Consider the following 20,052-nt stretch of genomic DNA (forward strand, 5'->3'; position numbering starts at 1 on the left):
GATGTTCAGGATTTCTGTTTCTCAGCCGCCTTCTGATGGGCTTTACTGCAATAATACACATCGCCGCTACAGACCGCTTCGGTTTTGGGTAGATGTAGACCGCAATAGGCGCACTGGACGCTGTCTACCGATTTAATCTGTTGCGACTTGTTGTTTTTTAGCTGGTTTTGTCGCCAGAAATGGCGGCCGATGAGGAAAACGCCCCACAGTGCCAATGCGATAAAAATATACCTGAGTCCCATCCGGTTGATTCTTTATTATGTGTGGATAGGAGTCAATCGTGATGAATGGGTCTTGCAACATCCGCGGCAATAGTCTGCAATGCTTCTGGAAAACAGCGTCTGTTTCGATTTGATCACATGCAGATTGATGGCTGACGCATGACTCGGATTGTTGTTGATTGGGCTTTCAATGGTGATCTGCTCGAATGAACCCATGGTTTCAGGTGATAGATTAGGAGTTGGCCCTTGAAGTTAAAGATAGTACTCGCCCAGCTCAATTTCCTGGTCGGCGATATAGAAGGCAATGCTCAACGCATAATCGATGAGGCCATGGCTCATGTCGGTAAGGCGGATGCCATTGTATTTCCCGAGTTGGCGATCACCGGTTATCCACCGGAAGATCTGTTGTTGCGTGATCACTTTATCCAGCGGGTGGAGCTGGCGGTTGCACATATTGTTTCGCGGGTGCGGGGTATCCACCTGGTTGTGGGCTATCCAAGACGCAGGGATGGGGAGCTCTACAATGTGGCGGGGGTCTGGCGTGACGGCGAGATCCTGGCCGAATATGAGAAGCACAAGCTGCCCAACTACAGTGTATTCGACGAAATGCGCTATTTTTCACCTGGCAGGGAGGCGGTAACCTTTGAGTTGCAGGGCGTGCGCATCGGGCTGACGGTATGTGAAGATATTTGGGAAGTGGAACCCGCCGCCATGAGTCGGGCCGCAGGAGCCCAGCTGCTGCTCAATATCAATGCCTCTCCTTTTCATATCGGTAAGGCGCCGGAGCGTGAAGAGCTGGTGCAAAACCGTGCTCGGGAGAACAGTTTTCCCATCGTCTATGTCAATCTGGTCGGTGGACAGGATGAACTGGTATTCGATGGCGGTTCATTTGTGGTGAATGCCGAAGGCCAGCTCATACAGCGCCTCGATTTCTTTACGGAGACCAGCGTTTGTGTCGATCTCTCCATGGAGGAGGACCCTACGCAACCGTCGACCGGGATGATCGCACCGCTTGTGTCGGAGGAGGAGCGGGTCTATCAGGCGCTTGTCACAGGGGTGAAGGATTATGTGCTCAAGAATGGATTCAACGGGGCCATTATAGGCCTTTCGGGCGGTGTCGACTCCGCCCTGACGCTGGCAATTGCGGCAGATGCCCTCGGACCGGATCAGGTGGAGGTGGTGATGATGCCATCCCGATACACCGCGGAGATGAGTAACCAGGATGCCGTTGCCGAAGCCGAGTTGCTGGGAGTGGAGTATCGCACCATATCAATCGAGCCCGCCTTCAATGCCTTTCTGGAGATGCTGGCGGATGAATTTGCAGGCAGAGCCGTCGATGTGACGGAAGAGAATATCCAGGCGCGCTGCCGCGGGATAATACTCATGGCGATCAGTAACAAAAAAGGACGCATCCTGCTCACAACGGGAAACAAGAGTGAGATGTCGGTGGGTTACGCAACCCTGTATGGCGACATGGCGGGCGGATTCGCCCCGATAAAGGATGTTCCTAAAACCCTGGTCTATCGCTTATGCCGCTATCGAAACTCACTGTCACAGGTCATTCCCCGGCGGGTCCTGCAGAGGGCGCCGTCCGCTGAGCTGGCGCCGGATCAGAGGGATAGTGATTCACTCCCTGATTATGCCGTGCTGGATGAGATTTTGGAGCGATATGTTGAATTGGATCAATCGGTTATGGAGATCGTTGCGGCAGGATTCGATGAGCGGACGGTGCTGCGTGTGATCGGCATGGTGGATAGTAACGAGTACAAACGGCGTCAAGCGCCACCAGGCATAAAGATCACCCGCCGTGCCTATGGGCGAGACCGCCGCTATCCGCTCACCTGGTCTAAACGAAATCGTTGAAAGTGGAAAGCCGCTTGATAAAATTAGTCTTACTTTCAAGTGGTTGTGATAAGCCCTTTTGGGGTTTTAGTGATTGACCAATTTCCCCTCGGGGGTCTGAATGCGATATCTTGTTCCAGCGCAATCAGATCCACAGGTGCAATTAATGCCCGCAAATTACCCTCTTTTCACCAGGGACCTGCTTAAAATCTCTCACCTTAATGGGCTGAATCGTCAGGATATGTACCTAATACAAGAAAATGAAACGGTTGCAGGCATGGACGCGCCGCTCCAGGGGGCGTTACAATTCCGGCGAGCCAATTACTGAACTAGAATGAATTTCCTCAGCTGGGAGCGGAATATCAATGAAAAAAGTCGAAGCAATCATTAAGCCTTTCAAACTGGAGGATGTTCGCGAGGCCTTGTCTGAGGTGGGTATTACCGGTATGACCGCCACCGAGGTGAAGGGGTTTGGACGTCAAAAGGGGCATACCGAACTCTATCGTGGCGCAGAGTATGTGGTCGATTTTCTACCTAAGGTCAAGTTGGAACTGGTGGTGGCCAGTGATCAGGTTGCGGCTTGCATCGAAGCGATCACCAATGCTGCGCGGACCGGAAAGATCGGCGACGGGAAAATCTTTGTGACACCGGTGGAACAGGTCATACGCATCCGTACCGGGGAGGAGGATGAGGCCGCAATCTGATCCTTCGAGGATCTCAGTCATGGCTATAGTGGTTCTCTGGAGATCACCTCTTTTTCCGTTTCAATTTCAGCCGGGTTATTCAAACGGCCATTCTCAAGATTGAGGGTCAATACCCGCCTCGCATCATCTGCAAGTTCGGTCATACCCAGTCTTGTGTAGGCATCGACCATGATCTCCAGCGCCCTTTGCATCGCATCAGTGCGCTGAAACCGGGTGACCACCCTGTTGGCCCGATTGGCGGCCGCCAGATAAGCACCCCGTCGCATGTAGTATTCCGCGATGTGTATCTGATATTTTGCCAGGTTGTTTCTGAGATAGAGCATCCTCTGTCGCGCGTCTGCTGAATACCTGCTGTCGGGATAACGGCGTACGAGTTTGTCGAAGTCATTGAAGGCATCGAGTGCTGCACCGGCATCTCTCTCGGATGGATCGGATGGGAGTATCCGGCTGAAGATACTCTGGTTCCGGTTATAGTTGGTGATGCCTTTCATATAGTAGGCATAATCGACATATGGGCTCTGGGGATTCAATTTGATAAATCTATCCGCCGCCATGATCGCCGATTCCGGCTCACTGTTCTTATAGTGGGCATAGATGATGTCTAGCTGTGACTGGGTGGCGTACCGGCCAAAGGGAAAGCGTGCCTGCAATCCGTTATAGTGCTTGATCGCTTCATCATAATCGCCATCCATCAGCGCGCTTTTGGCTTCTGAATAGAATTGGCTGGCACTCCAGCTTTTTGTTAAATCGATCTGATCCGGCATGGAACAGCCGCTCAGCAACAGCGTGACAAGGGTGATGATCGAGAACTTCCGGAGCATGGCTAAATCAATACCTAGGGCTTTTTTGATAAACGCTGAAGTATAACGGAACGCGTAAAGGGGTATAACCCGTCTTTGAAGGCTTCATTGAAGTGCGTAGTGTGGTTGAAACGGCTGATTTTGTAAAACTGGCACCTCAATGGGACAATACTGATCATCTATGTCGGACGCCAATTTCATTGATAAAGTTCCTCCCCGCTCAGTGGTGATCCCTGAAGAGTATGCAGGCAGCCGGCTCGATCAGGTGTTGTCCGATCAATTCCCCGAGTTCTCCCGCAGCCGTCTGCAACACTGGATAAAACTGGGCCTGGTGGAGCTGGATGGGCGTCCCTGCAAGGCCAAGCAGCGGATCCGCGGGGGAGAGCTGATCAATCTTCGGCCGATACCGCAGGATGAGGTGGAGGCAGAAGCGCAAGCGATCGAATTCGACCTTGTTTATGAAGATGAGCATCTGCTGGTGATCAATAAGCCCGCCGGATTGGTGATGCACCCTGCGGCGGGTAATCCTGACGGTACCCTGTTGAATGGTTTGTTGAACCATTACCGGCCCCTGCAACAGATCCCCAGAGCCGGTATCGTTCACCGCCTTGATAAAGAGACCAGCGGTCTACTGGTGGTTGCAAAAACCCTGCAATCGCAGCATGCGCTGGTCGGGCAGTTACAGGCGCGGAGCGTTAAGAGAGAGTATCTGGCGATCGTGCAGGGGGAAATGATCGCCGGCGGCACAGTCGATGCGCCGATCGGCAGGCACCCGGTCAACCGCCTGCGCATGACAGTCCACGAGACGGGAAAGCATGCGGTCACACACTATCGAATCGAGCAGCGTTTCCGTGCCCATACGCTGTTGCGGGTCAGATTGGAGACCGGCCGCACCCATCAGATTCGTGTCCATATGCGCCACATCCGCCATCCGCTTCTGGGTGATCCACTGTATGGAGGGCGGCTTAAGCTGCCATCGGCTATCAACGATGAGCTGGCGGCTGCGATCAAGGGATTCAGGCGTCAGGCGCTGCATGCCACCCGGCTTGAACTGATCCACCCGGAGACGGGTGAGCAGGTCGCCTGGGAGGCGCCTGTACCTGCCGATATGCAACAAATGATCGATCTCCTTGCCGAGGATGCCGGATTATGATCGATGTGCTGCAGCCTGCATGGCCCGCACCGTCGAATGTGAAGGCATTGGTTACCACGCGCCAGGGAGGATGCAGTGTCGCGCCTTATGACAGCCTCAATCTGGCCGACCATGTGGGCGATGACCCGGCCAGTGTGGCTCGAAACAGAGCGTTGCTGGCACGGGAATGCCGGTTGCCCGATAAGCCGTTTTGGCTCAGTCAGGTGCATGGATGTTCAGTGGTCTCCCCAGACAGCGCCAATCCCGGATGCCAGGCCGATGCCGTCTATACCGACCAACCCGGTGTTGTCTGTGCCGTACTCACGGCCGATTGCCTGCCGCTCTTGATCGCCGATCGACAGGGTAATGAGGTGTGTGCCGTGCATGCGGGTTGGCGAGGTTTGGCGGCGGGTGTGATCGAAAACGCATTGCAGCGCTTCCAGAGCCCCATGGAAGAGCTGGTAGTGTGGCTTGGACCCGCCATTGGAGCGGCAGCATTCGAGGTTGGGGATGAGGTTCGCGACCGTTTCATCGCCTATCGGCAAGCGTCAGCCCAGTCATTCACTAACAATCGTCCGGGGCACTGGCTGGCCGATATCTATGCATTGGCCCGCATGCGCCTCACCGATGCCGGGGTGGAGTTCATCACCGGCGGAGAATATTGTACCTTAACCCAGGACAGGCTCTTCTTCTCCTACCGCCGTGACGGAGTGACTGGTCGAATGGCTGCGATGATTTGGCGCGATTAGATTACCTGATTCAAAACGGGATCTGTTTCTGGACCAACAACCGGCACTCATTTATCCTGCATGCGGGAGTGTCTCATCATGAACTTTGAGGAGTGAAAATGAATTGGCTGATGCTGACCCTGGTGGGTGAAGACCAACCGGGAATAGTTGCCCAGGTTACCGACGCGCTCTATCGTGGCGGATGTACTCTGGGGGAGAGTTCGATGATTCGTTTGGGTGGTAACTTCTCCATCATGATGATGGTCGATGGGGGGCACGCTGAACAGACCCTGACAAACCTGATTGCACCTGTGGCGGATCGGCTGCAACTCAAATTTCATATCGACCCGATACATGGCGGTCTGCATCGGCACCGGGTACCCAATTTCCAGGTCAGGGTCAACGGCGCGGATCGCGCCGGTATCGTGGCAAAAGTGACCGGAGCCCTCGCCGAGTGTGGCTTCAATATCCTTGAGCTGGCATCGGATGTGGTAGGTGATTCGGAGAAGCCTGTCTACATCATGACCATACAGGGCTATGCGGAGGCCGAAATCGAGACACTCGAATCGGCGTTGCAACCCCTTGCGGTGGAGGACATCGATGTTCACATATCTTCCGTAGAGACCTTGATCGGTTGACCTCATGGCGATATTGGAAATATTGAAGCTGCCGGACCCGAGACTCAAGCAGCTGGCGGATGAGGTGGTCCGCTTCGATGATGAGCTGCATGGATTCATTGCCGATCTGGAAGAGACGCGCCAGGCGGGACCGGCCGCCGTCGGTATCGCAGCCCCCCAGGTGGGAAGGTCTCAACGTATCGTTATTTTGGATTGTTCCACCACCAGAAAACCGGTGCCGAACCATGGTTACCTGATTCTGGTAAACCCGGAAATCACCGAATGGGACGGCTTCGAGCTCGGTCGTGAAGGTTGTCTTTCAGTCCCCGATTATACCGGGAATGTAATTCGTGCGGAGCGAATAAAAGTGCGCTCGCAGGATCCTCAGGGAGAGGATCACGAATTCGAGATGGAAGGGTTTGAAGCGCGGGCGCTGCAACATGAGGTGGACCATCTCGATGGCATACTCTTTATCGACCGCCTGGTGAGCCGCCGCACTGACCTGTTTCAACGCAAGGTCTATCAGAAGGGCGGTAAAAAGTGAGAGGTGGAAGCTCAGCGAGCGGGTGGGATGATTAAATCCCGGAGCAATCAACGGATCAAGAATGTATTGCCGCAAATAGACGCCAATCACCGCAAACCATCGTAAATGATATAACCATGTGTATGGCGAACATGCGATCCTTTACCTGGTCATCTATTTCAGTCAACCTCCTCGAGCTTATCGAGCGCTGGTGTATGCAAAGCATTTCATTGGACAACTTTTTCTCACGGCAGATAATTTGACTTGATTTGCGGTGATTGGCGTCTATTTGCGGCTTGTTTATTTGTGTTTTATTACCTTGGGCAGGGTAAGCACTAACAAAAAGAGAAAGTGAAGCCACTTCAACAGTGAATACATTCATACTGACAATACTGCTGCTTGCCGTGGTCATGACCATAGCCGGATTGAACAGGCGTTGCCGTGAAGCTCAGCGAGCCGAATGGGGCGTCGCCTGGTTGAACTGGCTGGATGGGTTCAACCGCCTGTTTTGCCATGTTTATCATCGACTGCCAGAAACTGAATTGCGGTTGCCGCAAACAGACGGTGCGATCGTAGTATCCAATCACATCTCCGGGCTCGACCCACTGTTGATGTTGGCGTCCAGCAACCGGCCCCTGCGCTTTCTCATTGCCAGAGAGCAGTATGAGCGATTTGGCTTGCAGTGGCTGTTCCGCGCGGTGGGTTGTATTCCCGTGGATCGGGAGAACTCACCGGAGAAAGCGATGCGTCAGGCGATCAAGGCGTTGCGCGACGGCGAGATAGTGGCGCTCTTTCCCCACGGCAAGATCCATCTTGACAGCGATCCGCCACGTAAGATAAAGGCCGGAGCCGCCCGTCTGGCAGCGTTGACCGGGCTGCCTCTGGTCCCGTTGCGTATCACTGGCGTGAGTGGCCAGGGTGGTGTGATGATGCCGGTTTTCATGCGCGGACATGCGCAGATACATCCGCTTCCCGTGATCGAAGCGACCGGTCAATCGCCAGACAGCCTGAATCAGGCGATCCAATGCGCCTTGGATCAAATACCTCAGTGTTGAATGTCTGGCCTCCCGATTACTCAGCAAGTATGATTGTGCGTTATTTTTGAGGTGGGTCCTCCCAAGGGTTAACAATGAAAGTTACAGTTTTTGGTTCAGGGTATGTCGGTTTGGTTACCGGAGCATGTCTGGCAGAGGTCGGAAACGACGTCGTCTGCATGGATGTGGATGAGCGAAAGATAGCGATGCTCAAGCAGGGTGAGATACCGATATATGAACCGGGTCTTGAGGCCATGGTGGAACGCAACGCCAAGGCGGGAAGATTGCATTTCACCACCGACGCCGCCGAGGCGGTGGCGCACGGGTTGTTCCAGTTTATCGCAGTCGGCACGCCACCTGACGAGGACGGCTCGGCGGATCTCCAGTATGTGTTGGCAGTGGCGGCATCGATTGCGGAACACATGGATGACTACCGGATCATCGTGGATAAATCCACTGTTCCCGTGGGCACCGCGGATAAGGTGAGAGAACGCGTCAATGAGGCCCTGCGTGCACAGGGTAAACAGGTGGAATTCGATGTGGTATCCAATCCTGAGTTTCTCAAGGAAGGCGCCGCCCTTGACGATTTCATGAAGCCTGACCGGATTATCATCGGTACCGACAATCCGAGAACAACCGAGCCCCTACGTGCCCTGTATACCCCCTTCAACAGGAATCATGACCGCTTGATCGCCATGGATATCCGCTCCGCCGAGCTGACCAAATACGCCGCCAATGCCATTCTCGCCACCAAGATCAGTTTTATGAACGAACTCTCCAACCTGGCGGAGAGGCTGGGCGCCGATATCGAACAGGTGCGACATGGTATCGGCGCGGATTCCCGTATCGGCTATCACTTCATCTATCCGGGGTGCGGCTACGGCGGTTCCTGTTTCCCAAAGGATGTCAATGCGCTGGAGCGCACTGCCCGGGAAGTGGATTACGATGCCCAACTGTTGACGGCGGTGGAGGCAGTGAACTATCGCCAGAAACGGGTGTTGTTCGATAAGATCAGCCGTCACTATTCGGGTGAGCTGAAGGGCAAGACCTTTGCCCTCTGGGGACTCTCGTTCAAACCGAACACCGACGATATGCGTGAGGCATCCAGCCGGGTGCTGATCGAGGCGTTGTGGGATGCCGGGGCGAAGGTTCAGACATTCGATCCGGAAGCGATGGAGGAGTGTCGCCGAATTTATGGTGAACGCGAGGATCTGGTCTACTGCAGCGACCAGGAGAGTACACTCAGAGGTGCTGATGCCCTGATAGTGGTAACAGAGTGGCAGGTCTTTCGCAGTCCCGATTTCGAACAGATCAAACTCGCCCTCAGTGAGCCCGTCATATTCGATGGCCGCAATATCTATGATCCCAAACGTCTCAAAGAGGCCGGTTTCAGCTACTACGCCATCGGCCGGGGTGATTGATTGCCCCACCTGACTCCCTGTTGTCAAGGAAGGTGTTTTTATAAGTAAGCCGCAAATAGACGCAAATGATTTAAAAAGACCGCGAATGAGCGCAAATATCTTCTCATTTCCACACTTGAGTCATTAAACGGGTTCCCTCACCATCCAGGGGGTGTCGTGAAAGCTGCAGGTTGCTGTCCTATCGATCCATGCAGGGCAGAAAAAACACCATAATTGCGCTCATTTGCGTTCATTCGCGGACTTATAATTAAATTTGCGTCTATTCGCGGCTTACTTTTTAACGCACGTTACTGCGCTAGAGTGGCAGGGTGAGGGGAGTAAACAGCTGTGGGTGAGATGAGCGCTGGAGAGGGTTTCATCCGACCTTTCCATGAGGCTCCGTCGCTCTGCTTGAGGTCGCCTGCATGCAGTAAAGTAAGCGTACTCCCTGTCGCTACTTAATAAGGAACTCCTCACTCCAGGCAAACGGATTCAGTGATACATCCCGATCCCTACATCAAGCTGGTCACAGAACTTGGCGATCTGCGCCAGGTAACGGCCATTGATGATATACGGAGTGACCGGGGGATTGCTCTGGTGAAGCGGGGTGAATTGGTGGATAGCTCGAAATATGATCGGTTGGCAGGTCATAAGCTACTGCGACCATTGGACTTTTCGTTGGCTGTGGAGAATAGGGTAACGGCTGAAAAGCTGATGCGCGACGGCAAGCGGTTACTGCATGATGAACCTGAACTCGAAAAGGCCATAGATCGGCGCTTGATCCAGAGAGATCTGCTGACCCCTCTGGGGACTGTCCCACTGGAGCCACAATTGGGATTCAAGTTGACGGTTTGCCGGGAATGCTGCGTTGACCGTTATCATCACATGATGCGTGTCGCATTGATTGCACTGTATGTCGCTTCCCGCTTGAGATGGCCCGCTGACGACAGGCAGGAGCTGGCGACGGCTGCGCTTTTTCTTGATCTTGGGGAGATGCATCTGGAATCCTCGATCTTTACCAGTCGCCAGCCTTTGAGCATGGCGCAGCATCAACAGATCTATTCCCATCCCACGATTGCATATCAATTTCTGAAACTGTTCCCAAGCTACCATCCCCGCATCAGCGAGGCGGTACATCAACATCATGAAAGGCTCGATGGCAGCGGCTATCCCAATGCATTGTCAGGTAATGATGTGACTCCAGCCGCCCGGGTGCTCGGCGCAGCTGAACTTTTCACGGCGATTCGGCTGGAGCGTCAAAACAGCAGCGGCAGACTCTTCTCCACCGCAGAGGTGTTGAGATTCAATTCCGAACGCTTTGGTAAGGATATTATTGTGCCTTTGATCGAAGCGGCAAAACGTATCGATGGGGCAATGGAGAAAGAATCTGCGACAGGTAGCATCAATAAGACAATTCTGCAGGCGAGGATGAAGCTCCTGAACGACATATTGCAGGGTGCGGATGCGATCGATGTGAGCGGTAACGACGAAATGGCCATGTTCATCGTACAGCAGTTGAAACGCCTGACAGGCATGGCGAAACGATGTGGTTTTGATCTGCGTGCCCCCGCCAAGCTGCTGAACATCATCGGTGACGAAGAGAGGGCGCTCTCGGAACTGGATGCCCTGGTCAGAGAGATGATCTACCTGGTGCAAAGCACCGCCAGAGAAGCCTTGAGGCGCTGGGTCAAGGATGGAGTGCCCGAACAGGAACAGCAACCACTCACGAAATGGCTGAGGCATACGGATTTGGCCCTGTATAGTGCAGGTTTACTTTCCCAGTAATAGGTCCTGTTCCAATCAGATAATAAGCCGGATTGCTCTCTATTTGCTCCCGAACAGCTCAACTATGCTGATGTGAAGTACCGGCTGGTACCCGTTTATAAAGCGTGTTTAACTCTGACTTGGATCGTATGGAGTTACAGCGCGTGTCCCGTATGTCTTTGAAAGATGCATGGTTCCTGTTCCTTGCTCTGATCATCACAGCGGTAATTCTGCTGGGAACCAGACTGCCTGGCGAAAACCGCCTGATGTACTCACTACAGGACTCCGGCCATTTCCTGATTTTCACACTACTGACGTTGGCAGCGGTCTGGCCATTCAGAAATATGAGCGTTCGGTTTATATGGCTGGTCATGTTCCTTGTTTTGATGTTTGGTGTCCTGATGGAGGCAGTACAGTCATTCATAGGCCGCGAACCCAGTCTGTATGATCTGTTGATGGATATACTGGGTATTGCCGCAGGCGCGATCTTGTACACCGGTTTTGTACGCCACTCTTTCCCGCCCTACCGCGCCGTTGCCATCGTCATAGCGCTTTCTCTGATAGCGTTATCCCAACCTCTGTATTGGTTCATCGTCTACCAGGTCAGGGCCGATCACTTTCCCCGACTTGTGGAAATGGACAACTATTTCTCGAGGGTTTTGATCGAGGGCAGTGGCGGGGGCGATGTGCGCCATGTGGACCTACCTGTGGATTGGCCGCTGCCGACAGAATTAGACATCGACAGTTGCGTGCATGTCTCGCTGCGTGAGGGTCGCTGGCCTGGTATGGAGATGCAGGAGCCTGCAGCCGATTGGCGTGGTTATGATCACCTTGAATTGCAGATCTATTCCGATCAGTTGGACGAGCTGCCTCTTACCCTGCGTATCCACGATCAAAGGCACAACAGACAATTTGAGGATCGATACAATCGCAAGCTGTTGATCCAGCCCGGATACAACCATTTTTTACTGCCGTTGCCTGAAGTCAAGGAAGCGCCCCGCATGCGCATGATGGATATGGCGGCCATCTCGAATGTGATGATATTTGCCACACCAAAACATCTCGGCAAGGGTTTTTGCCTGTTGTCAGTCGGGCTGCGCTAACGGGTGAAGCGCCAGACAATGGGTTTACGCGGTTATATCTTGGCGGTTGAGTTGATACGCGGATCTCAATGCGACGATTGGCGTGTGCGTCATGGTATAGTGAGAAAATGACCGATTGGTCGGGGTGAGAGGATTTGAACCTCCGGCCCCTGCCTCCCGAAGACAGTGCTCTACCAGGCTGAGCTACACCCCGAATGCAAGAACCTCAGCGGAGTCAGGAGTCTACAGTAGCTACCTTCAGCAAGCAACATCAGGACATTCTCACGATAGGCTGCGCGTCGTGGATTACTGATACGTATTTACCGGAAGTGACGGCTTCGTGCTAACCTTCATGTATGGGGTTAGGCTGTTCTGCACAACAATCAGAGGGGGATGTGGTATGAAAGCAACAAAACATACTCTTTTGGCTGGAGGACTCCTGATAGCGATTGGCATGATGCTTCCCCTTGCTGGAACCATGGCCCAGGGAGGCTATATGCCTTACGGCTATGGGCAGGGATATGCCTCACCCCGTCCGTATTACATGCCGGTTATGCCTCCTCATCCCGCCTACGGTGGATACGGCAGTGCACCAGGTTACGGGTACGGCCCATACGGACAACCGTTCGGCGGTTATTATCCTCCACAGTCAGACTACAAAATCGTGCCGCATCCCACTCAGCAAGGTATGTCCGGAATGCAGGGCATGAGCGATGCGGAGGGTATGTCGGGTATGCAGAGCATGAGCGGCATGCAGGGGATGTCTGGCCAGCAGGGCATGGGCGATGCGGAGGGTATGTCGGGCATGCAGGGTGCCGAAGCTTTGCTGGCTATACCGCTATTAAGGGGCATGATGGGCACCTACAGGATATCCCCCTCCGGCGAGATTCTTCTTTACCCCATTGCGTCTGAGCCGGCCGCGGCACCAACAGCTAAGGATTCGACTGAAACGGGAACCCAATAGTCCTCACTCGAATTCCAAGGGTAGCCATTCTGCTACCTTGGGGACCCATGTTTGACTCGAGACAGCGTGAAGCATAGGGGGTTCAAGTTATTTTCCAGGTTCATCGACCGACCCAGAACACAGTTATGGGTATGCTCTTCTTGCCATTGCATTTAGTCATTCAGCGGTAGTGGCGAGTATGAGGGGAGGGTTACCCGTCAACCCACTTCTATATCCGCTTCTTTATAGAAGCGTTCGCCATTTTGTCCACTCCAAATGAAACGGAAATGCCCGCTCTGGTTGATCCTGACAAAGAAAGACAGGTAAGGATTGCCGGCGGTACCCGAGTCGAACTCGGCCTTGAACACTTCCGCTCCATTGAATTGGCAGGAGAACTCCCCAATCAAGTCTTTGGGTACAATTTCACCATTCTGCCGACGACGCCAGCCAGACTCCATCGGGTGGTTGAGCTTGGTCATGATCCGGACCACTTCACCCATCTTCGCGGTTCGGGGAACTTTTACATGCGCCTGCTCGTTCATTATCCGCACCCTCCTGCGCCGCCGGTGATCTTACTTCGTCCTTTACCCAGATAGACACTGCCATCATTCATTTCGGCCGCTACAACCACCACCTGGGTCTTGAGTAAACGGATGCGTGTTGAGACCTGGGCCTTGCCATTGGCGGGGCTCAGGTGGAACGAGGCTATCTCCGGGCTTGGATTGCGTTCGGCGACTATGTGGATTGCCTTGACGTAATCGTTTTCGTTCATGGGGCTATCCACCGAAATCCGGATGGGTACGAAGCGACCCTGGTCTGTCACCTTGGGCAGCGTAATACTGATTCGGCCTTTTTGTGATTTAACGCCGCCGGTCAGTTCTGCAAGGCGTTTCTTGGCGTCGCGCGGCCCTGCCTGGGCGGACCCGATCAGGTCGGTGACCGGAAATCCCGCAGCCGCCCAAGCGCCGCACAGTATCAATATTTGGCGACGGTTTAACATGCTTGACCTCCGATTACTCTTCTGTGGTCAGTCATTGACACTACCCCTCTCTTGTTTTTGCGCAGGTTCCGCTTCAATCTCCTCCCATCCAGTCAACATGGCTTTGATATGAGCCGTTACGGTATGTCCGGTCGTGGTCAGATAGACATGGCCGATAAAGAACACCGCAAGCAGATAAGCTGCTAGGGTGTGCATGAAGGCGATCAAGCCCAGCTCAAGGCCGCCAAGGCCCCATTGGCTCCAGTCGTTATAGAACAGATAGAGTAGTCCGGATATCCAGACCGCCGGTGCCAGCACCAGTTTGAACAATAAATAGGCGAGTCGTTGCAGCGGGTTGTGCTTATGCAGCTTGGTGGCCCGGAAGGGGTGAGGTTGGTTCTTGAAGATGTCCACCGAGTAATATCGGGCCACCGCGAGTACTTTGTTCGTGGTCGGAATGTACTGGCGCCATTCGCCGGTGGTGAAGTGCCAGAAGATGGCAAACACCCAAAGGCCGATCAATATCCAGGCAGCTAGTGTGTGCAGGTTCATGGCCTGTTCCATACCAAAAAGCGTGTAGCTCCCGTGTATTTCGAAGCCTGTGATTAACATGAACAGGATCAACAACGCCTGAGCCCAGTGCCAGAAGCGTTCGAACCGTTTGAAGATATAGATCTTCTTTTGCGGGTGGTCCGTGGTCTGCTTATCCTTGGGGCGTAACAGAAAACGCGCGCTGCCGTGCAGCAGCACACCCGCCAACGTCATCAAAAGTATGATCATGGCGATCTTGTCCATCCAGGGATGACTGTGCTGACCGGGGATATAGAGACCTTCGACATTTCCCAGCAGGCCGTTTTCACTATGGCACTCGGTGCACCTAAGCGCCTCTTCTGAGGGTGCAACCATGTGGGTGATCGGCCACAGCATTTCTGTCGAGACGAAGTCGTAGCTGCCGCTATACGGTCGGTTGATCGCCTGCATGCCGAGTTTGATCGACTGGTCCCAGTTGAAGGTTTTCCAATAGCCTTCCTCGGTGGTCGTAAGCGGCGCAACCAAGGTTTTATATTCGGCATCGTAAGGTTGTTTGCCGCGCATCACCTTGACTGGCCAAATACGCGTACCGGGTGAATCGGCGTCCCCCAGAAGCTTGTTGATCGGCACGATGGCGCCCGGGTCAATTGTGTCTTCGACCAGCGTATAAAGCACGTCACCGTTGAACCAGCGATATTCAGGACGGGTATGCATCTCCCAAGTGAAGTCACCTTTTTTTGAGTTATAGATTTCGAATCCAAAGGCATCTTCGGTGCCGAAAGGCTTGCCCTCCTGATTCATCTTGCCCGCTTGGGACCAGTCCCACCAAAGTTTGGAACCGTAGTCGCCGCGTGAATAGCGTTGTATATGACAGGTTTGACAGGCGATCCTGTCGGTGTGGTCATTAAGTTTCTCGTCCCGTCTGTGGGGTCTGGGATCATGACAGGCGCGGCAACTTACGCGACTCTTCTCCTCCCTGCCGGGTACGCTGATTTTCTGATTATCGGCAGCGTTGGGCGCATAACGGCTACCGGCCAATTCGTGTTGATCACTCCGGTGGCAGGTGGAGCAGGAGAAATTGAGGCCTTCGGCATCCATGTGCACGTCTACGAAGTAGTCAGGTGCTGCAAGGGTCGGGTCAATATCGCCGTGTTTGACCGCCTTGGCCCCACCGCCGGCAAAATGACAGCTGCCGCAGTTGCGCCGGCTGGTGGGGCCGACGTTCTGGGCGAACTTCTCGAGCTTTGGTCTTCTTTTGCCCGGATTGCGCAGTTTCTCTCTGGAGTAGAGACCGGTGGTATCGTGACAGACCAGGCAGTCCACCGCCTCTTCAGAAGAGAAGTCGAAGCTGTCGTCTTTCCAACCGTAACTGATGTGACAGGCGGTGCACGCGGCAATGTTGGGACCGGCTGCGATACAGAAGTTATTCAAAACATGCTTTTTACCCAATTTCTGCCCAGTTGCCGGATTGTCGTACTCCCATCGCCAGTGCTTCGATTTATGTATCTGTTTTGCGGCGTTAGTGTGGCACGCCAGACAGGCCCGGGTAACTTCCGGCCCTGTCAAGAACTTTGTTTGCAGCTGTTCGAATTTGCTGTGATCCGCGGTGGAACCCGGTGTCGGCGTTGCGTTTACCCGCACAGAGAATGCCAGGGCCAATCCTAGCAACAGCAAGATGGTGGTATTTCTAACCAGAAGTCTGTTATATCGATTCTGTTGCGAATACATGGCGACACCAACAGCTCGTTCATCTGCGGGGGACGTGTCAACGCCCCCCAGTGAATTGCTACAAATGGTTAAGGGTCGCTCAGCCTATTCGAGTGGCGTGGCTTTCGGCACACTGCCATCCGGATTGAAAGCGACGTTGGCGTCGAGGAAGTAGATCTTCAGATCCTCCCGTTTCATCATGACGAGGTCATAGGCCTCGCCACTACGCGCGCCAGTGGAGCAGAAGAAGACGATTGGTTTGTCCGTAGGTAGTTTATCGATGTTTTCTTCCACTTCATCCACGGTCATGATGACAGCTTTTGCAAAGGTGCCGTCCGACTCCACCTCTTCCGGATCGCGAACGTCGTACCAATAGAAGTCTTCGGGGTTGTTGGTTGCCAGCGTATTGAATGAGGCGATACTGATGGTCCCCTCGTCTTCTCCCGCTTCGATCTTCGGGGCTGCTGCGGGTTTGGCTTTAGCCGTCTTTTCAATCGCGTCACCATAAGCCTTCTTCCAGGCGGGATAGCCAGCCTGAAACAGGCGTACTTTGGTGTACCCCATGGCGACGGCCTTCACCGCAGACTTCGGACTCAGCGGACATTTGTAACCGCCGCAGTAGAAGATCAATGGCGAGTTCTTATCCGTAGGCAACCTGTCCACCAGCTTATCGAACTGCCTCAGGGGAACGTTGATGGCGCCGGGTAGGTGACCCTTTTTGAATTTTCTTGCAGGACGCGCGTCGACGATGGTCGCTCCCTTGTTTTTGTCGATCAGCATCTTGACGTGCGCAGCGCTGACGCCCGGAGGCAGACCGCCGTTTTTGACCCAGTCGGGAAAACCTGCCGCATAGACCTTGACGTTGGTATATCCCAACGCTTCGGCTTTGGCTGCCGACTTGTGGCTCAGCGGGCACTTCAGGCCGCCGCAATAGAAGATCAACAGGTTGGATTTGTTCTGGGGCAGCAGATGGGTCATCTTGTCGAACTGGCTGTTGGAGATGTTGATGGCCGGAACGATATGACCCTTGTTGTATTTTCTGGCTGGCCTGGAATCAACAATCAGCACCTCTTTCTTGGGTGGTACCGTTGCGTACTGGGTGACAAAGCTGGCATCAACGACGTCTTTGTACCACCAGCTGGGTTTTTCTTTGGCCTGTTCGGCGGCGAAAACTGGAAGGGTTAGAAATATAACGAGTGCCGTAAAGGCACTTCCTAGTGCGAGGCGTTTCATCGTGCTTCCTCTCTTTGGTTTCAATAATAAAAACCTACCCAGTGGGTTGGTTTGCATCGAGAGAAACGCTTCCTATTTAATTATTAAAATATGACGTCGAGCGCTTCTCTCGATCGCATGACTAATAAAATACGCAACCTCTGTTTTTTTTTATTGACAACCATCATCTATAGAACCGATCCACTCAGATCGATAGGCTTTTTGCAGTACTTCGTTGATTTCGATCAAGTGAGGAACTGGATATGTAGCGGAAGAAGATACGGTGAATCAGTTTCAATAGCGAAGACAGTAGCTGTGAACAGTAATGACTGGGTACCAGTTAACAAGGACGGGTATGATCGTGCCCTTCGATTCGAGACTGCCGACCGTGGGAACTCCCACTCGTCAGAATCCATAATGCAGCGATCGATGGCTCGTCATGTAATTGAGGAGACGATTCAATTGGTTCTGGCGACCGAGAAGTCCGCCAGGCTTGAGAGTGCCTGCCTGTAGGGGGTATCAGGCAGGGCTTCGAGAGCGTGTTTGGCCTGTTGCGCCTGCTGATGCGCGAGTTGTTGGGTGTAGCTGATGGCGTCGCTGTCGGCGATGGCCTGCATGACGAAATCGATCTCTTCCAGGCCGCCGTTTTCGATAATATTCGCCAGGCGTAGGCGCTCTTCTTGACCGGCGCACTTCATGGCCTGGATCAGCGGCAGGGTCGGTTTGCCTTCCGCCAGGTCGTCGCCGATGTTTTTCCCGATCTCCGTATTCTCGGCGTTGTAGTCCAGGGCATCATCCACCAGCTGGAAGGCGATACCCAGATGCAGTCCGTAATCCGCCAGCGCCTGTTGCTGATCTTCGGCAACCTCGGAGATGATACCACCAAGACGCGTACCGGCCTCGAACAGAGTGGCGGTCTTGCGTTTTATCACCTCCATGTATTCCGCTTCGCTGGTGTCGGGATTGTGCACATTCAGCAGCTGCAGCACCTCGCCTTCCGCGATACGGTTGGTGGCGTGAGAGAGGATATCCATTACCGGCATGCGGCCTACGTCGACCATCATCTCGAAGGAGCGGGAGTAGAGAAAGTCACCTACCAGAACACTCGCCTCGTTACCCCAAACCGTATTCGCGGTCTCCCGGTTCCGCCGCAGATCTGAGCCATCCACCACATCATCATGCAGCAGGGTAGCGGTATGGATGAACTCGATGATGGCGGCCAGGTCGATATGCCTCCCGCCCACATAACCGCAGGCGCGGGCGGCCAACAGCACAATCATCGGCCGCAGGCGTTTACCGCCGCTATGGACGATATAGGCGCCAATCCGGTTGATCAGCACCACATCCGATTTCAGCTGCTGGATTATCATTTTGTCGACAGCATCCATATCGTCGCTGATGAGTTCGCGAATAGTTGTTATATCCATGGCTGTCATGACTCACACAAAGTCCACGCATGCTAGGAGGGGGTGGCGAGAGTGTCAAGCAGCATCTTTCTCTCATCAGCGCTGGCAGGCTGGACAGAAGAATGTGGAACGCTGCCCGATGGATTTGCTGCGAATAACCCCGCCGCATCTTGGACAGGGCTTCCCCGACTTGCCGTAGACCTGAAGCGACAGGGCGAAGTAACCGGGATTGCCGTCCTCTTTGAGAAAATCCCGCAGGGTGGTGCCGCCCTGGGCGATTGCCTCCTCGAGTACGTTGCGGATCTCCTCTGCCAGTCTCTGATAGCGCCGGCGCGATGTCCGGTTGCTGGGCCGGGTGGGATGGATGGCAGCACGGAAAAGGGATTCGCTGGCATAGATGTTTCCGATACCGACAACGGTCTTACTGTCCATGATCAACTGTTTTATCGCGGTACGACGCACCTTGCCCCGGGCAAACAGATAGTCGCCGTCAAATGTGTCGCCAAGGGGTTCCGGACCGAGATCGGCGAGCAGGGGATGGTTGATGGCCGGTTGATCGGTCCAGAGCACCGCGCCGAAGCGTCTGGGATCACGCAGTCTGAGTCGCAGGCCATTGCCCAGCAGGAGGTCGAAATGATCGTGTTTTTGTATTGCCGCATCGGCGTCGACAATGCGCAGGCTGCCGGACATGCCGAGGTGTATGATCAAGGTGCCGTGATGAAAGGCCATCAGCAGGTATTTGCCCCGCCTGTCCACCGATAACAGCTTCCTCCCCTTCAGCGTGCATGGCAGATCCTCGGGAATCGACCAACGCAACCTGGGTTGACGGATAGTGACCTGGCGAATGCGTTGACCGGTGATATGGGGGGCTATGCCCCGGCGAGTTGTTTCGACCTCCGGCAGTTCAGGCATGTGTCTAGGTTCTCATATTAGTGTTAACAGGCCCTAATCTGTGGTTTTAGCCAGCCAGGCTTCAGGCGGTGCGATGAGGTGGTGATAGAAGCCGTCCGCAATCAGGTGCACCTCCCCCTGATGGTGGACATAACGCCAGCCATTGACCGGATCGCTGTTGCCGAAGCTGAGTGTCGTGTCATCGAGTGCCATCATGATAGGGGATGGCGCCAGGCCGTAGGGTTCCAGGTCATCCGGGGCTGTGAATCGGCTCAGGCTGGGGGTGCGGCAGATTTTCAGCAGTTGCCTGACCCTGGATTGATCGGCGGGTTGGTCGCCGCTCATCCATTGGTTCTGTCGCCGCATCAAACTGATCTCACGCCCCTGAAGATCATTGATCCTTATGCGGGTGATCTGTTGCGGATCGAGTTGGGTGAGGGGTGGCAGGGGGGCTGGTTGCGATAGCCATACCAGCAGGCCCAGCAGACCTGCGATAGCAAGCAGGAGCAGATTGATTTTGGTTCTTGATACCATCG

The 20,052-nt window shown here is 54.1% G+C and carries 20 protein-coding genes and 1 tRNA gene; 11 read left to right on the forward strand and 10 right to left on the reverse strand.

The genetic code is table 11. From position 1 onward, the window contains the following. Positions 1-5: 5 nt before the first annotated feature. Positions 6-242: a PP0621 family protein gene (locus CODIS_RS06705; protein WP_069122628.1), complete on the reverse strand. Its 237-nt coding sequence runs from the start codon at positions 240-242 to the stop codon at positions 6-8. A 225-nt stretch (positions 243-467) separates the two neighbouring features. On the opposite strand from CODIS_RS06705, the gene CODIS_RS06710 reads away from it, so the two are divergent. Together CODIS_RS06710 and CODIS_RS06715 are read left to right on the forward strand one after the other, a co-directional pair. After that, entirely contained in the window at positions 468-2,084 is a 1,617-nt protein-coding gene (locus CODIS_RS06710; protein WP_083220594.1) for an NAD+ synthase, read from the forward strand. A 344-nt stretch (positions 2,085-2,428) separates the two neighbouring features. Further along, on the forward strand, positions 2,429-2,767 hold the full coding sequence (locus CODIS_RS06715) for a P-II family nitrogen regulator (protein ID WP_069122638.1): 339 nt from the start codon (positions 2,429-2,431) through the stop codon (positions 2,765-2,767). 23 nt (positions 2,768-2,790) lie between these two features. Here CODIS_RS06715 and CODIS_RS06720 read toward each other — a convergent pair whose 3' ends face one another. Next, positions 2,791-3,588, reverse strand: a complete 798-nt coding sequence (locus tag CODIS_RS06720) for an outer membrane protein assembly factor BamD (protein WP_069122645.1) — start codon at positions 3,586-3,588, stop codon at positions 2,791-2,793. Positions 3,589-3,748: 160 nt separating this feature from the next. Here CODIS_RS06720 and rluD point away from each other — a divergent pair, with 160 nt between their 5' ends. The 8 genes from rluD to CODIS_RS06765 all read left to right on the forward strand — a co-directional run bounded on the left by rluD (position 3,749) and on the right by CODIS_RS06765 (position 11,868). Further along, positions 3,749-4,720 (forward strand): 23S rRNA pseudouridine(1911/1915/1917) synthase RluD, encoded by a 972-nt coding sequence (rluD, locus tag CODIS_RS06725; protein ID WP_069122648.1) that lies wholly within the window; start codon positions 3,749-3,751, stop codon positions 4,718-4,720. Beyond that, positions 4,717-5,448 carry a peptidoglycan editing factor PgeF gene (gene pgeF / locus CODIS_RS06730; protein ID WP_069122651.1) on the forward strand — a complete coding sequence of 244 codons (732 nt, stop codon included), beginning with the start codon at positions 4,717-4,719 and terminating at the stop codon, positions 5,446-5,448. The genes rluD and pgeF overlap by 4 nt, the downstream gene beginning before the upstream one ends. A 98-nt stretch (positions 5,449-5,546) precedes the next feature. Then, a complete protein-coding gene (locus CODIS_RS06735; RefSeq protein ID WP_069122655.1) occupies positions 5,547-6,065 on the forward strand; it encodes a glycine cleavage system transcriptional repressor in 519 nt (172 codons plus the stop codon). A gap of 4 nt (positions 6,066-6,069) precedes the next feature. Beyond that, positions 6,070-6,588, forward strand: coding sequence for a peptide deformylase (def, locus tag CODIS_RS06740; protein ID WP_069122658.1), 519 nt, complete (start codon positions 6,070-6,072; stop codon positions 6,586-6,588). Between the two features lie 347 nt (positions 6,589-6,935). Next, a complete protein-coding gene (locus CODIS_RS06750; RefSeq protein ID WP_235615149.1) occupies positions 6,936-7,622 on the forward strand; it encodes a lysophospholipid acyltransferase family protein in 687 nt (228 codons plus the stop codon). 74 nt (positions 7,623-7,696) lie between these two features. Further along, entirely contained in the window at positions 7,697-9,022 is a 1,326-nt protein-coding gene (locus CODIS_RS06755; protein ID WP_069122665.1) for a UDP-glucose dehydrogenase family protein, read from the forward strand. A gap of 474 nt (positions 9,023-9,496) precedes the next feature. Then, positions 9,497-10,786 (forward strand): HD-GYP domain-containing protein, encoded by a 1,290-nt coding sequence (locus CODIS_RS06760; protein ID WP_069122668.1) that lies wholly within the window; start codon positions 9,497-9,499, stop codon positions 10,784-10,786. A 152-nt stretch (positions 10,787-10,938) separates the two neighbouring features. Beyond that, complete coding sequence (locus CODIS_RS06765) at positions 10,939-11,868, forward strand: VanZ family protein (RefSeq protein ID WP_069122671.1); 930 nt, start codon at positions 10,939-10,941, stop codon at positions 11,866-11,868. Positions 11,869-11,984: 116 nt separating this feature from the next. On the opposite strand, the gene CODIS_RS06770 is transcribed toward CODIS_RS06765, so the two are convergent. Continuing rightward, positions 11,985-12,061, reverse strand: a tRNA-Pro gene (locus tag CODIS_RS06770). 186 nt (positions 12,062-12,247) lie between these two features. Between CODIS_RS06770 and CODIS_RS06775 the strand changes: the two genes are divergently transcribed. Beyond that, positions 12,248-12,811 (forward strand): hypothetical protein, encoded by a 564-nt coding sequence (locus tag CODIS_RS06775; protein ID WP_069122674.1) that lies wholly within the window; start codon positions 12,248-12,250, stop codon positions 12,809-12,811. A gap of 197 nt (positions 12,812-13,008) precedes the next feature. On the opposite strand, the gene CODIS_RS06780 is transcribed toward CODIS_RS06775, so the two are convergent. The 7 genes from CODIS_RS06780 to CODIS_RS06810 form a co-directional block, all read right to left on the reverse strand. After that, positions 13,009-13,332 carry a thiosulfate oxidation carrier complex protein SoxZ gene (locus tag CODIS_RS06780; RefSeq protein ID WP_069122677.1) on the reverse strand — a complete coding sequence of 108 codons (324 nt, stop codon included), beginning with the start codon at positions 13,330-13,332 and terminating at the stop codon, positions 13,009-13,011. Further along, the gene (locus tag CODIS_RS06785; RefSeq protein WP_069122679.1) at positions 13,332-13,790 is read right to left on the reverse strand and encodes a thiosulfate oxidation carrier protein SoxY; all 459 of its coding nucleotides are present in this window, start codon (positions 13,788-13,790) and stop codon (positions 13,332-13,334) included. The genes CODIS_RS06780 and CODIS_RS06785 overlap by 1 nt, the downstream gene beginning before the upstream one ends. 27 nt (positions 13,791-13,817) lie before the next feature. Next, positions 13,818-16,028, reverse strand: coding sequence for a tetrathionate reductase family octaheme c-type cytochrome (locus CODIS_RS21650; RefSeq protein ID WP_069122681.1), 2,211 nt, complete (start codon positions 16,026-16,028; stop codon positions 13,818-13,820). Between the two features lie 84 nt (positions 16,029-16,112). Beyond that, positions 16,113-17,240, reverse strand: a complete 1,128-nt coding sequence (locus tag CODIS_RS06795; protein ID WP_069122682.1) for a rhodanese-like domain-containing protein — start codon at positions 17,238-17,240, stop codon at positions 16,113-16,115. Between the two features lie 437 nt (positions 17,241-17,677). After that, positions 17,678-18,646 (reverse strand): polyprenyl synthetase family protein, encoded by a 969-nt coding sequence (locus tag CODIS_RS06800; protein ID WP_069122685.1) that lies wholly within the window; start codon positions 18,644-18,646, stop codon positions 17,678-17,680. A gap of 75 nt (positions 18,647-18,721) precedes the next feature. Continuing rightward, on the reverse strand, positions 18,722-19,537 hold the full coding sequence (gene mutM, locus CODIS_RS06805) for a bifunctional DNA-formamidopyrimidine glycosylase/DNA-(apurinic or apyrimidinic site) lyase (protein WP_069122687.1): 816 nt from the start codon (positions 19,535-19,537) through the stop codon (positions 18,722-18,724). A gap of 33 nt (positions 19,538-19,570) precedes the next feature. After that, entirely contained in the window at positions 19,571-20,050 is a 480-nt protein-coding gene (locus CODIS_RS06810; protein ID WP_069122690.1) for a DUF4340 domain-containing protein, read from the reverse strand. Positions 20,051-20,052: the final 2 nt, after the last annotated feature.

The organism is Candidatus Thiodiazotropha endolucinida, from assembly GCF_001715975.1.
Classification (GTDB): domain Bacteria; phylum Pseudomonadota; class Gammaproteobacteria; order Chromatiales; family Chromatiaceae; genus Thiodiazotropha; species Thiodiazotropha endolucinida.

What these genes read in the sequence shown, in the direction of transcription:
- CODIS_RS21650 (WP_069122681.1), bottom strand. Translation starts at nt 16,028, where the DNA reads ATGTATTCGCAACAGAATCGATATAACAGACTTCTGGTTAGAAATACC.
- CODIS_RS06795 (WP_069122682.1), bottom strand. Translation starts at nt 17,240, where the DNA reads ATGAAACGCCTCGCACTAGGAAGTGCCTTTACGGCACTCGTTATATTT.
- CODIS_RS06775 (WP_069122674.1), top strand. Translation starts at nt 12,248, where the DNA reads ATGAAAGCAACAAAACATACTCTTTTGGCTGGAGGACTCCTGATAGCG.
- CODIS_RS06755 (WP_069122665.1), top strand. Translation starts at nt 7,697, where the DNA reads ATGAAAGTTACAGTTTTTGGTTCAGGGTATGTCGGTTTGGTTACCGGA.
- CODIS_RS06715 (WP_069122638.1), top strand. Translation starts at nt 2,429, where the DNA reads ATGAAAAAAGTCGAAGCAATCATTAAGCCTTTCAAACTGGAGGATGTT.
- CODIS_RS06765 (WP_069122671.1), top strand. Translation starts at nt 10,939, where the DNA reads ATGTCTTTGAAAGATGCATGGTTCCTGTTCCTTGCTCTGATCATCACA.
- CODIS_RS06785 (WP_069122679.1), bottom strand. Translation starts at nt 13,790, where the DNA reads ATGTTAAACCGTCGCCAAATATTGATACTGTGCGGCGCTTGGGCGGCT.
- rluD (WP_069122648.1), top strand. Translation starts at nt 3,749, where the DNA reads ATGTCGGACGCCAATTTCATTGATAAAGTTCCTCCCCGCTCAGTGGTG.
- mutM (WP_069122687.1), bottom strand. Translation starts at nt 19,537, where the DNA reads ATGCCTGAACTGCCGGAGGTCGAAACAACTCGCCGGGGCATAGCCCCC.
- CODIS_RS06810 (WP_069122690.1), bottom strand. Translation starts at nt 20,050, where the DNA reads ATGGTATCAAGAACCAAAATCAATCTGCTCCTGCTTGCTATCGCAGGT.
- CODIS_RS06705 (WP_069122628.1), bottom strand. Translation starts at nt 242, where the DNA reads ATGGGACTCAGGTATATTTTTATCGCATTGGCACTGTGGGGCGTTTTC.
- CODIS_RS06800 (WP_069122685.1), bottom strand. Translation starts at nt 18,646, where the DNA reads ATGGATATAACAACTATTCGCGAACTCATCAGCGACGATATGGATGCT.
- CODIS_RS06720 (WP_069122645.1), bottom strand. Translation starts at nt 3,588, where the DNA reads ATGCTCCGGAAGTTCTCGATCATCACCCTTGTCACGCTGTTGCTGAGC.
- pgeF (WP_069122651.1), top strand. Translation starts at nt 4,717, where the DNA reads ATGATCGATGTGCTGCAGCCTGCATGGCCCGCACCGTCGAATGTGAAG.
- def (WP_069122658.1), top strand. Translation starts at nt 6,070, where the DNA reads ATGGCGATATTGGAAATATTGAAGCTGCCGGACCCGAGACTCAAGCAG.
- CODIS_RS06780 (WP_069122677.1), bottom strand. Translation starts at nt 13,332, where the DNA reads ATGAACGAGCAGGCGCATGTAAAAGTTCCCCGAACCGCGAAGATGGGT.
- CODIS_RS06735 (WP_069122655.1), top strand. Translation starts at nt 5,547, where the DNA reads ATGAATTGGCTGATGCTGACCCTGGTGGGTGAAGACCAACCGGGAATA.